The organism is Pelomonas sp. SE-A7 (assembly GCF_030345705.1).
Lineage (GTDB): Bacteria > Pseudomonadota > Gammaproteobacteria > Burkholderiales > Burkholderiaceae_C > JAUASW01.
This window is the reverse complement of sequence record NZ_JAUASW010000001.1, coordinates 2,485,675-2,498,144: the sequence shown is the minus strand read 5'-3', so window position 1 is coordinate 2,498,144 and position 12,470 is coordinate 2,485,675. Positions and strand designations below refer to the sequence as shown.

The following is a 12,470-nucleotide window of genomic DNA, read 5'->3' as shown; positions in this document are numbered from 1 at the left end:
CAGTCGTTCTTGGTCTGGAACGACGGGTACATAGCGTGGCTTGACGAAAACGGCGGTCAGAGTCCGCTGTACGTACACAAGCGAGATTGCTGAATCGCTTGGGGCTCAGCGGAAACTTTCCATGTTTCAGGTCTTGCAGCGGAGACGGCGCGTGCGGTGGCCGACCGTGATGACGGCACCGTCAGTGCTGCTCACCTCATATGCGTCGAGCCACTGCGAGAGCTTGGCGACAGGCTGTCTGCCCATGTCGTGTTCCATATGGCGCCGGCCGCGCTTGCTCAGAAACCTGACGACCGTGCCGCCACCCAGGTGCTTCTCCTCGCCATAGCGGTCCAGAAGTTCCTCGATGAATGGGGGCAGGCCACGCTGCTGAGCCCGGGCCTGTGCGTGATGAGTCTTCGCCATGGTTCGCACTCCTAGAGGCTTGCCAGCAGTTCTTCCGAGGCAGCGTTTTCCTTCTTGGCAGCTTCGCTATCCGGAACCAGGCGGTCTGGGAGGTGGCAGCTCATCCCGAGCAGGCTTGCGCCCGGGTTGTTATTGAACGTGATGGAGAACGGGGTCGCATAGATGCTTGCAATGGGCGTAGGTGCTCCGCCAACGGTTCGGTTGATGAGGATCTCTCTGCCGCTTGTGGGCTCCACCCACTTCTCGCTGCAACCGGATTCTTCGTTCCAGATTTCGAGGGCCATGCGGATGGCCCAGAGTGGATCCTGCGCTGCGCGTAGCGGGAACAGTCCGTTCTCAAAGAAGGCGTCAGTTTCGTTCTTGTGATTGCTCCACAAGTCCCTGCGCCAGTCTTCGCAGTCATCGCCAAGGAACAGCAATTGATCGACCGTCTTGGCATCGGCAACCAGCAGCAGAAAGAGCCGATTGAAGAAAGCGTCACGCACGATCCGCTTGCGCTCGCAGATCTCGGCGAGGCGTTCGACCAGCGCCTGTGGGAGCCGCATGGTGACCGCCTTGCGCGGCAGCTTTGCGAGCTCCTGGGTCACATAGCGGTAGGCCTCAGGGCTGTTCGGGATGCTGACCTCCCGGTCCAGGCAAGCGAGCTCGCCTTCGATGACTTTGGCCAGGTACGCGTCGCGCCGGAAACAGGCGTCTCGCAGGGTCTCCTCGAGGCGTTGGGCAGCTCGCTGCCAAACCTGAACAGTGATTTTGAGCAACGGCACATCTTGGGCCTTCTTGCGCGTCGTCGGGCTCTTGGTGGTTCTGGGCATTTCGTACTCCGCTCGTCGATGGCGCAACTCTAGAAGAAACGTTGCGGCAAATGGGAAAGGCATTTGCCGCAACATCAGACGGCGCCAGCTTGGGCGGTGTCAGCACCCCGTCCTAAAGGACTGATGCAGCAAGAGCCCTAGTTTGGAGGAGCGGATACGGAGCAGCCAGATCCAAAAAGTGGCGATGCAGACTTGCGCGGTATTCAGCTCGCTACTCGTGCTTTCGAGAGGTGCCTCCGGATTGCTTGCGGCAGGGCTGCTGACACTGAGTCTGGTCTGTTGGCGCCGACCGAAGCCGAGGCAAACTACCGTAGCCAGCTTGCACGTCAGGCCGTCCCGGTCTGACTCACACCAACCGGCCTCCACGAATGCTGGGGCGATTCAGGGAGCGACGTCGTAAAACGTCTTCGGATTCCGTTCCAAGCTAAAAGCAGCATCTGAACCGCGCTGCTCCGCAAATACAAAGAAGACTCGATGGCATCTTCCCTGACCTGGCTTGACCATGACTCCGCCGCAAGAGACCGCAGCCTGCGTGTCCTATCGCTCTTTCGAGAGAAGGAAAGCCGAGACGAACTGGGCATCGGTTCGATCCGGGACGGCATCGCCGACATTCTTTTCCCGGGAACGTCGACTATCCAGACGCGTTTGCGCTACATGCTGCTGGTGCCCTGGATGTATCGAGAGCTCGAGAGCCGACGTCTGGCGCCAGGTTCCTTCTCGCTCGAGTCTCGCAAGTTCGAGCTGTCCATGGTCGAGCCGCTCTTGGACAGCAATGAGCGCGGAGTCTTCGGTGCTCAGTCCAAGGGGGATCTGAAGCGGCTACCGAGCTCGGTCTACTGGGCTGGCCTACGCACTTGGGGCATCCGGGCCTTTGATGGCTCCCAGAGCGACTACTTTCGTAGCGCACCGGCCCTGGCCCTGAAGCGGGCTGCCCGTCGCCGGAAAGACGACGACGATGCGGACACCAACGCATCGCTGAACACATGGCATCTGGGTCTGCCCGCTGCGCCTGAAGGGTTCCCGACCAAGCTCAGTCTGAAGATCAGTCCCGACGAAGCTCGATACCTGCGTGATCGCATCGCGACAAGCTGCCCCGACAGCCTCCTGTCGTGGCTTGTCCTATACGGTAGGTCTGACGACTGTCGCGAGCCCTGGCTTCACCACCAGCTCGGCTCGTTTCCGAAGTCGGCGCGTGACCTGCTGGAACACGGACGGCTCCTGTCGGACGTCGTCGAGGGCGCGGCATGGCTCTACAACGTCTGCTTGGCAGACAAGCGCCAAGACGAAGCCCTCGGTCAGAGCCATCGCGAGGGGCTTGAAGAGTGGCGGGAGCGCGCAAGCCTCTCGGACATCAAGAAGTGGAACCTCGGCGAGCTCTGGGACGTTCTGGCAAGTCGTGGTCATCCGGTCTCGAGTGCGACACGGGGCTTCGTGGCGGATTGGACTGCCCGTCTGATCGCCACCCGGGGTGAGTTCGCCGAGGATGACTTAGCCCGAGATCTGATCGAGCGTCGCGAGCGGACGCTCAAGAAGTCACGTTCTCGCTTCACCAATCGAGGAGCACTGAACCAATGGGGCGGCACCTCTGGCTTGAACCGGTTGGTGTATCGGTGGCCGACGACCAATGACTTCCTGGGCGACCTTCTGCCGGCACTTCGCCGAAGCTGACGCACATGCTCGATCCAAACAACCGCAGCCTTCTCACCAGCCTGTTGACGCCTCCGCTAGGACTGGTGTTCGACAAGGGCATCGCGACAACCTACTCGCTTGATCCATTGAGCCTCCTTGGAGTGCCCGTCCATCTGGCCTGGATGGCCAATCGGGATGATGCCTCCATCCTCCAAGACCCCATCCGACTTCTTGAGTCGCTGCAGCGGGTCGCCAAGCGACTGACGGTGTTCGCAGACCGAGGTCGGATTGCTGTTCCTGGCAACGGGAATGCCTTGTTCTCGATGCTCGAGTCCACCATCGCCGAGGTGAGAGCGCCGGGCGGCGGAGCCTTTCATCCAAAGCTCTGGCTTCTGCGCTTTGCAGATCCCAGCAACCAACGCCCCGCCCTGGTCCGCTTGGGGGTTCTGTCTCGAAATTTGACCTCCGACCGATGCTGGGACCTGTCCCTGGTCTTGGAGGGCGAAGTTCTACGCGCGACCCAGCCAGAGAACCGTCCCTTGTGCGACCTACTCAAGCTGCTGCCGGACTGGGCGGTCTCGCGCCTCAAGACAGCTCGAAAAAAGCAGCTCACCGAACTGACCGACGACCTCCTGCGTACCAAGCTCGCGCCCCCGGCCGATTGGCAGGAAGTGAAATTCCACGTACTCGGGCTCACGCAGACGCCGTGGATGCCCGGCCCCACCGATGAGATCGCTCTCATCTCTCCGTTCCTGACAGACACCGCCGTCGCCCAGGTATGCGGTACCGCCAAACAGCGCGTGTCACTCATCTCCCGGCCTGACACTTTGTCGGCACTGAGTGCGCAGACTCGAGCAAGCTTCAACGCCTGCTACGTTCTTGACGACGCTGCCGAGACCGAAGATGGTGAGGAGCAAACATCACCAGACCTCGTCGGCTTGCATGCAAAGGCCATCCTGCTGCGGCGTGCGTGGATGACGCATCTCTATGTCGGCTCGGCCAACGTGACCAATGCAGCGATGGTCGCCGGCACAAATGTGGAGGTCCTGGTCGAACTTGTCGGCAAGCACAGCAAAGTCGGGAAAGTCACCGATCTACTGTCCCAGAGCGGCTTCGGTTCAGTTCTGGCCCCATTCACCGACAAGGATGTCTGCGCGGCCGAAGATGCCGAAATCCAAGAAATACGCCGTCAACTTGAGAACCTCCGACGAGCAATCTCGGAATCGAACCTCAAGGCGGAGTGCATCCAAGCATCTGACGGCCTCTGGCAGGTTCGACTGACGTCGCCTACACACATAGAAGTCTCCAGCGCCCAGTTTGAGGCGTGGTTGCTCTCCCAGGCGCCTGAGACCGCAGTCGATGCCGCACCGCTCATGGAAGCGCAGGCGCTGCTGCTTCCCCCGGTGGAATCGGCCGATATCACTGGCCTCGTGGCGCTCTCGCTGAGCCTGAGCGGCCAGCGCCTGATGTTCGTTCTCAATCTGCCACTGACGGCGCCCGAAGATCGCGAGGCCGCGATCATGCGTCGGGTCATTCGAAATCGCGAAGGGTTCGTGCGGTACCTGAAGCTTCTTCTCGGTGGCTTCGACCAAGAATTTCCTGCCGAGCCATCTACAGGCCACGGCAAGGGCTTCGAGTGGAAGAAGGGGCTCGACGACTCCGCAGCGCTGTTGGAGGACCTTGTTCGAGTGTGGTCTCGCGAGCCGAAGCGACTCGATGACGTCGCGCGCGTCGTCGATCACCTAAGAGGCCTCGCTGGCGATGACGGGGACGTCGTGCCGCCAGCCTTCGACTCAGTCTGGAAGGTCTTCGAGGCGGCCAGGGCCGGAAGGGGGCGATGACGATGCCGTTTTCCGCCGACGAGACGCTTCGCAGTCTCAAAGACTTCCAGCGACGAACAGTCGAATACGTCTTCCATCGCATGTTCCTCGCCGAGAAGCCGACGAGGCGCTTCCTCGTCGCAGATGAGGTCGGCCTTGGAAAGACAATGGTGGCGCGGGGCGTGATCGCCAAGACACTCGAGCACTTGAAAGACAGCAAGGCGCGCGCAGACTTTGTCTACATCTGCTCGAACGCAGCCATCGCCCACCAGAACGTTGCTCGGCTGAATGTATTGGGCCAGAAGGACTTCTCGCTCGCAAGCCGGCTCACGCTGCTGCCCCTTCACGTCAAGAACTTGGCTGCGAACCGAATCAACTTCGTCAGCTTCACACCTGGTACCGCGTTTGACCTCAAGTCCCAAGGCGGATGGCTTCCTGAGCGCATCCTCATTTTCCGAATGCTCCTGGGTAATGGCCTGAATTCGGATGGACTCGCGAACCTACTCCATGCGACCGCTCGCTCGAGCGGTTGGGCCAATGCGATAGCAAGGCAGACCGAAGCGTTTGATCCCGATATCGCCGAGCGCTACATCCATAGTCTCCGGGCAGACGAGGCGTTCTTTGAAGGACTGCGCAGACTTGCCCTCAAGTTCAAGACCTACCGCGAAGACATCCCTCCTCAAGTCAGCGACGAGCGCTACGCCGTCATTGGTGAGCTGCGCCAACGCTTGGCCCGAATCTGCCTGGAGGCGTTGACACCAAGACTCGTCATCGTCGACGAGTTCCAGCGCTTTCGCCATTTGCTCCAAGACGAAGATCCGGCGTCCGAACTGGCACACGCCCTCTTCGACCACAAGACAGCCCGAGTTCTCCTTCTGTCTGCGACACCGTACAAGATGCTTTCGCTCGACCATGAGAAGGGCGATGATCACTATCCTGATTTTCTGAGGACGCTCGGATTTCTGTTCGACTCCAAGCGAGCCGTCGACGAAGTCAAGAGCGAACTCGATAGGTTCAGGCGCGACCTGCTCGACCTTTCATCGACTTCGTCGACGCTGCAGGCCGAGCCGGCCAGAGATGTCCTCCAGCGAAGGCTGCAGCAGGTCATGTGCCGCACAGAGCGCGTCGCGAGCACGACACTCCTCGACGCGATGACGCGTGAGCCTTCAGTGTCGGCGCCCATCGAGGTCGATGACCTGGCGCAGGCTGTTCTTATTGACGGAGCGTCGCTCAAGGCGGACGCGAGAGACTCCATCGAGTACTGGAAGTCCACCCCGTACGCCCTTAACTTCATGAAGGGGTATGAGCTGCGTCGCAACGTTGATGGCTTAACTCACACGCGTCGCGCCGAGCTCGTCGCATTTCTGCAGCGCAATCGACGAGCCCTCCTTACCAAGACTCGCTTCAAGAAGTTCGCTGCCGTCGCTCCAGCGAACGCGCGGCTGCGCGCGCTGATGAGAGACACAACGGGCCGCGGTCTCTGGCGAGTGCTGTGGCTACCGCCATCACTTCCCGCATGGGAGCCCGCAGGACCGTTCAAGGGTCTAGGCACTCAGACCAAGTCCCTGGTCTTCTCGGCATGGAACGTTGTCCCAGATGCGATCGCGTCGCTCTGCTCCTATGAAGCGGAACGCCTGGCGTTCACCGATAGCCAGGTTGCCATGGACTCGGGCCGCAACTACGAGACGGTCGTACCAAGGCCGCTTCGGTTCAGGCAGGAGACTGACGGCAGCCCGACCGGGATGACGGTGCTGTTGCTCATGCACCCCTCTCCAGCCCTGGCCGGCATAGTGGATCCGGTCGAGCTGTCCCTGAAGTCTGCCGACCTACCCAGTCAGCAATGGGTGCTGGACGAGGTCGAGGTGAGGCTCGATAAGGCTCTGCGCCCTCACCTTGCAAAGCATCAAACCTCTGTCTCCCGACCCGATGAGCGATGGTATTGGGCCGCAGTCGCACTCTTGGACGGCGCCATTAGTCCGTCGATTGCACAGTGGCTGCAGACCTGGCGAGGCGTTGATGATCCTGAGGATGGCGAGTCGAAGCACTCGGTGCATGTGGCGATGTTCATCCGAGCCGTGAGCGATGCGAGCGGCCTCAAGCTTGGACCGCCTCCTGCCGACCTAGCGCGAGTGCTGGCCAGCCTCGCACTCGCCAGCCCCGCGGTCTGCGCGCTTCGATCGCTCAAGCGGTCGTGCACCACAGCTGAGTGGGATGACCCCGCCCTGCTGAGTGCGTCCTCGAGCATCGGCGTGGCGTTCCAGTCGCTCCTCAACGTGCGCGAGTCCGTGACCATCCTTCGGGACACATCGACACGGCCATACTGGGAGCTCGCACTCCAACACGGCCTGGACGGCAATCTGGGTTCGCTCCTCGACGAACAAGTGCACGTGCTTGTGGAGTCTCTCGGGGTTGCACGCGCGCCTGACGAAGAGCGGGTCACCAAGGTTGCCGCCGAAATCAGCAACAGTCTCTCCATTCGAGCCGCGCCTCTGTCAGTGGATGAGTTCAAGCTGGAGCCCAACCGGGGACGAATGGAAGCTGTGCCCTTCAAGGTGAGGTGCCAATTCGCGCTTCGCTTCGGAGACCTGAAGGATGAGAAGGGAGAGACGCGCGCAGAGGTGGTGCGCTCAGCATTCAACTCACCGTTCCGTCCGTTCGTGCTCGCATCCACGTCCGTGGGTCAGGAGGGCCTCGATTTCCACGTCTGGTGCCATGCCATCGTTCACTGGAACCTGCCGTCAAATCCTGTGGATATGGAGCAGCGCGAGGGACGTGTCCATCGCTACAAGGGCCATGCCGTCCGCAAGAACGTTGCGAGTGCATTCGGTCGGGTTGGCCTGAGCGCTCATTGGGAGGCAGGGCAAGATCCGTGGAAGGTCATGTTCGAGCTCGCCAAGCAAGAACGCGGAACGGACCTCAAGACTTTCTGGCTGTTCGAGACGGAAGGCGGTGCGCGCATCGAACGCAGGGTTCCATTGCTACCGCTGTCCCGCGACGAGGTCCATTTGCAGCGACTCAAGCGCGGGCTGGCGCTTTACCGTCTAGTCTTCGGTCAGCCTCGGCAGGAAGAGCTTCTCACGCACCTCGGTGACCTCGACGAAGAGCAGCGTCAGGCGGCCGTTGCCAAATGGCGTATCGACTTGACACCGCCGGCGATGCCTGAACGGTCCGAGGACTAAATCGCTGCCTCGAAGCGCGAGCATGCACTCCGACTGACTTTGTTTGTCATCACTGCCCGAGGGGCTTCGAACGTGCAGCTCCCGACGGACTTTGCGCCAGCTCGTCAGTGCTGAAGAATCAAGCACTTATCGGCGCCCTCTCCGACGGACTTTATTTGTTGGAGTCAGCGCGGCGCCCTGGGCGCCCCAGGTTTCTGGGCTTGGACGTCACTCATTTGCCGCAGGCAAGTGAGAGACGGCACAAGGCTGCATTGCTTGGACGTCACTCATTTGCCGCAGGCAAGTGAGAGACGGCACAAGGGCGCATTGCTTGGAGGTCACTCATTTGCCGCAGGCAAGTGAGTGACGGCACTAGCCGCCGCACAATCTGGCGACCCAACGCAAGCCGGAGCACCCCATGCCCACCCCCGTCACCGTAGGCGCCTTCGCCATCGTGCCGAGCAATGACCTGGCTGCGGCCCAGCCGTTCTGGGAGCGCCTGGGTTTCCAGCGTACGGGGGGTGATGCCAACTACCTGATCATGACCGGCTGGGGCTGCGAAGTGCACCTGACGCAGGCGGGCAGCGGTCCCTGGCGGGTGCCCGAGTCCCACAACCCGTTCGGCGTCTTCATCCGCACACCGGAGGTGGACGCCATTGCCGCGCGCGTGGACGACCTGATCATCCGCCCCGGCGGCGTCCTGCGTCACCGCGAGTGGGGCCTCTACGAGGTGGGGATTGCCGGGCCGGACGGCCTGCTGGTCCGCATTGGCTGGCCCTCGAGCCTTGTGCGGGATGGCTCCGCGACTGGCCGCACCTGATGTCCGCTGCGCCGTTGCTGGACTTCCCGCAACAGCTGCTATGTCCCGAGGGGGCGAAGGGCTCGTTTCCAGCCGCGGTCGAAGCCTATGTGTTGAACGCCTTCAGCAGCTGCTTCAGGCGCTTGCGCCCATCACTATTCGTCTCGCGATAGGTCTTCAGCGCGAGCGCAAGGAACTGCTGCTCCCCAGCAGATAGCCCCGCGGGCTCACGCTCTTCATCGAGCCACCCGGCATCCTTACCGCAGTGCTGCTCGATCTGTCTCGCCAGCTTGTCGCCGATCGGTCGCGCCCCGCTCTTGGCCATCGACCAGGTGGCGCCGCTCACCTCGACCTTGGTTGCCCAGGCCGACTCCAGCCCCTTGGGAGGATCGCCTGCTGTGATGCGCTCTTCCGCAAAAGTCTGGAAGAGCGACAAGGCATTGATGCGACGGAAGGTAGTGATGCTGGACACGGCGGGTGTTGTTAAAACACTTCACATGCATTCTAGGGGTGAAAGGTGGTTGACGAGATTGTGAACACTCTTCACAATCCGCTCATTCGTTGATTCACCCCAACCCACACGGACTCATCATGCTTCGCCCAGCCCTCGTCACCAACGCCAAACGCCCCTTCTTGGGCGAGATGGCTTTGTGCGTCGCTGCAGGTCGACATGCGCTGCCGCTGGCACAGGGCCAGTCGCGCCTTGACCGATATGAGGGTGACTCAACGCCGCCGGGGAAAGCTCCAACTTACTGAAGCTTTCGTACTCCAGGGATCCGTCGATCCCATGAAGCCCGGTCTCCTGCAGGAACCGGGCTTTTTGTTTGGCGCCTGCGAATCGGATTGATGCCATTTCGGGTGTGCCCGTGCACAAGCACCGGCCGGCCCGGTGTGCATGTGTGCCGCGCACGTTCTGCAGACGGAGCCGGCATGCAGCGGTCAAGGCGAGCCTCGCTTGCCCGGATCGCGTGCGGACACAGCCGAGATTGCATCGCCTCGTTAGCTCAGTGGATCAGAGCGCCGGTCTACGAAGCCGGAAGTCGGAGGTTCGAATCCTTCACGAGGCACCAGCGTTCATTTCTGTCACGTTGGACTTCCGGTGAGGTCCTCGGCCCTTCAAGCCGAAGAGGCGGGTTCGACTCCCGCACGGGATGCCATACCAAAGCCTGTCGTCGAGCTCGCGCTTCGACCGGCGAAACCGGCCGCAACGATTGGGCGGCGTCGGAACCCGTCACCGACAGCCACAGCGAGCAGGACCCGTGTGTAGCGCAACTGGTAGCGCATCTGCTTTGGGAGCAGGCGGTTGCAGGTTCAAGTCCTGCCGCACGGACCAGAAGAGAAACATGTCGCCATAGCTCAGTTGGAAGAGCGCCGGTCTGTCGAACCGGAGGTCGCGGGATCGAGAACCGTCATCACTATCAGCGTTGAGCAGCTCTGCTGCCCGACAAGCCATCAGCTGGGGCGTAGCTCAACTGGAAGAGCAGCGGCCTTTGAAGTCGCAGCTTGCAGGTTCGAACCCTGCCGCCCCTGCCAGAGACATTGATTCGTGCGCAGTCACAGAAGGGAGGACGCCATGCACGACGTATTGCAGCTGGACATCACCGGCCAGCCTCAGGCCTGGATCTCGATCGAGCAGGCGGCCATCCACGTGGCCACCCGCTCCATCGCCTGGTCGCTCGGTGACACGCCGCTGGCCGTGCTGCGTGGCGGGATGAACGTCCGCACCGGCCATCAGTCGATCCTGGAGGTGCCCGCCATCCTGGCTCTCAGTGGCAACTCGCGTCTGAACCTGTTCGACGTGTCGCCCAGCTTCAGCAAACTCAAGTTGATCCGGCGCGACCGCCAGACCTGCGCCTACTGCGGCGAGCCGCGCGATATGCGAGACCTCACGGTCGACCACATCCTGCCGGCTTCGCGTGGCGGCCCGCTCAGCTGGATGAACACGGTGGCCGCCTGCCGCGCCTGCAATGCGCGCAAGGCCGACCGCACGCCGGAGGAAGCCAGGATGCCGCTGCTGTTCACACCCTACGTGCCCAGCCGCTTCGAGGACTTCCTGCTCAAGGGCAGGCGGATCCGAGCGGACGTGCATGAGTGGCTGGCCGCAAGGCTGCCGAAGGACTCGCGCTTGAACTGACCGGCTCGGTCGGCCAGGCGCCAACAGATCTGCCTTGGAAGGCAGGGCTCACAGGTTGGGGGTTCCACCCCACCGGTGCGCCGTGGCCGGGTTCGTCCCGTCGCCACAGCGCATGCCGCCCTGCTGAAAGGGGCCGATACGGTGAAACACGGTTGTCCCGCAAGGGCTTGGGTTCGACTCCCAGTTCATCACCACTGGATAGCTCAGTCGGGTAGAGCAACGGATTCAGATTCCGTGTGTCGTGGGTTCGACTCCCACTCCACCAATGGCCTGAACAGCCAGTGAAACGGTCGCAAGACCACCCCGCCGAACGTGTCGGAATGCCTTTGGGGCAACCGACATCAGCGCGGTCACCCGTGCCTCGGGCACGCGAGGCCTGCGTGCGCGGCCAGTCGAAGGTGTGCTGGGAGGGCATACCGTCGACGCACCGCGCCACCCAGGTCTTGGCATCCGAGGTCCGTGTCTGCGCTGTAACGGCACCCCTATTCAAACCACACGCTGCAAACAAGGAGAAAACCATGACGATCAAGCGTGTCAATGTGAAGAAGAACGAGCGCGGCTTGCTGCTGCGCAACGGCGATTTCGACCGTGTGCTGCAACCGGGTTCGCACTGGCTGTTCGCAGGCCTTGACGAGCTGCGGGTCGAGCTGTTCGCGCTGGATGCGCCGGCCTTCGTGCACCGCCTCACCGAGTACCTGCTGGTCAAGGAGCCCGAGGTGGTCGCGGCCGAGTTCGTTCGCGTCGAGTTGAATGCACATCAAGTCGGCCTGCGTACCGAGAACGGCGCGCTGGTCGAACTGCTGCCGCCCGAGACCCGGCGCCTCTATTGGAAGGGCCTGGTGGACGTGCAGGTCGAGGTCATCGACCTGGATGAAACCATCGAGCTGTCGCCCGCGCTGACTGCGCTGCTGCTGCAGACTCAGCTGCGTCCGCGCAGCATCACCGGCCTGGCCGGCGTGCTGCAGGTGATCGTGCCCGAACACGGCGCGGGCATCCTGTGGGTCGACGGCAAGATCGAGCGGCTGCTGGGCCCTGGTTCGTTCGCGTTCTGGAAGTTCAACCGCAACGTGAGCGTGGAGCTGGTGGACCTGCGGCTGCAGGCGGTCGAGGTGACGGGTCAGGAAATCCTGACCCGCGACAAGGTGGCGCTGCGGCTCAACCTCTCGGCGACCTGGCGCTTCATCGACGTGCTGGCCGCGTTCAAGGCGCTGGCCAAGCCGGTCGACCACCTGTATCGCGAGCTGCAGTTCGGCCTGCGCGCTGCGGTGGGCACGCGTTCGCTCGATGAGCTGCTCGAGAACAAGAGCGTCATCGACGAGGTCGTGACCGCCCAGGTCAAGGACAAGCTTGCAGCTCTCGGGCTGGAGCTCACCAGCGTCGGCGTGAAGGACATCGTGCTGCCGGGCGAGATGAAGACCATCCTCGCCCAAGTGGTGGAGGCCGGGAAGTCGGCCGAAGCCAACGTGATCCGCCGCCGCGAGGAAACCGCCGCGACCCGTTCGCTGCTGAACACCGCCAAGGTGATGGAGGACAACCCCGTCGCCCTGCGCCTCAAGGAGCTGGAAACCCTGGAGCGCGTGGCGGAGCGCATCGACAAGATCTCCGTGTTCGGAGGTCTGGACCAGGTGCTCAACGGGCTCGTGAAGCTGCGTTGAACACCGCCCCGGCCGGGCTCGATTTGAATCGGGCCCGGCCGGGGCTCTACATTGGAAT

9 protein-coding genes and 5 tRNA genes are annotated in these 12,470 nt (G+C 62.2%); 11 read left to right on the top strand and 3 right to left on the bottom strand.

Annotated elements, in window-relative coordinates; genetic code table 11:
• Positions 1-126: 126 nt before the first annotated feature.
• Positions 127-405: a hypothetical protein gene (locus QT382_RS11325; RefSeq protein WP_289254138.1), complete on the bottom strand. Its 279-nt coding sequence runs from the start codon at positions 403-405 to the stop codon at positions 127-129.
• Between the two features lie 11 nt (positions 406-416).
• Positions 417-1,217, bottom strand: a complete 801-nt coding sequence (locus QT382_RS11320; RefSeq protein WP_289254137.1) for a hypothetical protein — start codon at positions 1,215-1,217, stop codon at positions 417-419.
• 474 nt (positions 1,218-1,691) lie between these two features.
• On the opposite strand from QT382_RS11320, the gene QT382_RS11315 reads away from it, so the two are divergent.
• The 4 genes from QT382_RS11315 to QT382_RS11300 all read left to right on the top strand — a co-directional run bounded on the left by QT382_RS11315 (position 1,692) and on the right by QT382_RS11300 (position 8,644).
• On the top strand, positions 1,692-2,885 hold the full coding sequence (locus QT382_RS11315; RefSeq protein WP_289254136.1) for a DUF6361 family protein: 1,194 nt from the start codon (positions 1,692-1,694) through the stop codon (positions 2,883-2,885).
• Between the two features lie 5 nt (positions 2,886-2,890).
• Positions 2,891-4,687, top strand: coding sequence for a phospholipase D family protein (locus QT382_RS11310; RefSeq protein WP_289254135.1), 1,797 nt, complete (start codon positions 2,891-2,893; stop codon positions 4,685-4,687).
• A complete protein-coding gene (locus tag QT382_RS11305; protein ID WP_289254134.1) occupies positions 4,684-7,845 on the top strand; it encodes a DEAD/DEAH box helicase in 3,162 nt (1,053 codons plus the stop codon). The genes QT382_RS11310 and QT382_RS11305 overlap by 4 nt, the downstream gene beginning before the upstream one ends.
• A gap of 397 nt (positions 7,846-8,242) precedes the next feature.
• Positions 8,243-8,644, top strand: a complete 402-nt coding sequence (locus tag QT382_RS11300; RefSeq protein ID WP_289254133.1) for a VOC family protein — start codon at positions 8,243-8,245, stop codon at positions 8,642-8,644.
• Positions 8,645-8,729: 85 nt separating this feature from the next.
• Here the strand turns inward: QT382_RS11300 and QT382_RS11295 are convergent, their stop codons facing one another.
• Entirely contained in the window at positions 8,730-9,095 is a 366-nt protein-coding gene (locus QT382_RS11295; RefSeq protein ID WP_289254132.1) for a hypothetical protein, read from the bottom strand.
• Positions 9,096-9,616: 521 nt separating this feature from the next.
• On the opposite strand from QT382_RS11295, the gene QT382_RS11290 reads away from it, so the two are divergent.
• The 7 genes from QT382_RS11290 (at position 9,617) to QT382_RS11260 (ending at position 12,412) form a co-directional block, all read left to right on the top strand.
• A tRNA-Arg gene (locus QT382_RS11290) sits at positions 9,617-9,693 on the top strand.
• Positions 9,694-9,705: 12 nt separating this feature from the next.
• Positions 9,706-9,780 (top strand) — tRNA-Glu (locus tag QT382_RS11285).
• A 100-nt stretch (positions 9,781-9,880) separates the two neighbouring features.
• Positions 9,881-9,956: transfer RNA gene (locus QT382_RS11280), tRNA-Pro, on the top strand.
• 20 nt (positions 9,957-9,976) lie between these two features.
• Positions 9,977-10,038, top strand: a tRNA-Asp gene (locus QT382_RS11275).
• A 158-nt stretch (positions 10,039-10,196) separates the two neighbouring features.
• Positions 10,197-10,757 (top strand): HNH endonuclease, encoded by a 561-nt coding sequence (locus tag QT382_RS11270; RefSeq protein WP_289254131.1) that lies wholly within the window; start codon positions 10,197-10,199, stop codon positions 10,755-10,757.
• Positions 10,758-10,953: 196 nt separating this feature from the next.
• A tRNA-Leu gene (locus tag QT382_RS11265) sits at positions 10,954-11,022 on the top strand.
• 253 nt (positions 11,023-11,275) lie between these two features.
• Positions 11,276-12,412, top strand: coding sequence for a slipin family protein (locus QT382_RS11260; protein WP_289254130.1), 1,137 nt, complete (start codon positions 11,276-11,278; stop codon positions 12,410-12,412).
• Positions 12,413-12,470 lie beyond the last annotated feature (58 nt).

Coding starts and splice junctions, on each gene's coding strand:
- QT382_RS11325 (WP_289254138.1), bottom strand. CDS start 405: ATGGCGAAGACTCATCACGCACAGGCCCGGGCTCAGCAGCGTGGCCTG.
- QT382_RS11320 (WP_289254137.1), bottom strand. CDS start 1,217: ATGCCCAGAACCACCAAGAGCCCGACGACGCGCAAGAAGGCCCAAGAT.
- QT382_RS11315 (WP_289254136.1), top strand. CDS start 1,692: ATGGCATCTTCCCTGACCTGGCTTGACCATGACTCCGCCGCAAGAGAC.
- QT382_RS11310 (WP_289254135.1), top strand. CDS start 2,891: ATGCTCGATCCAAACAACCGCAGCCTTCTCACCAGCCTGTTGACGCCT.
- QT382_RS11305 (WP_289254134.1), top strand. CDS start 4,684: ATGACGATGCCGTTTTCCGCCGACGAGACGCTTCGCAGTCTCAAAGAC.
- QT382_RS11300 (WP_289254133.1), top strand. CDS start 8,243: ATGCCCACCCCCGTCACCGTAGGCGCCTTCGCCATCGTGCCGAGCAAT.
- QT382_RS11270 (WP_289254131.1), top strand. CDS start 10,197: ATGCACGACGTATTGCAGCTGGACATCACCGGCCAGCCTCAGGCCTGG.
- QT382_RS11260 (WP_289254130.1), top strand. CDS start 11,276: ATGACGATCAAGCGTGTCAATGTGAAGAAGAACGAGCGCGGCTTGCTG.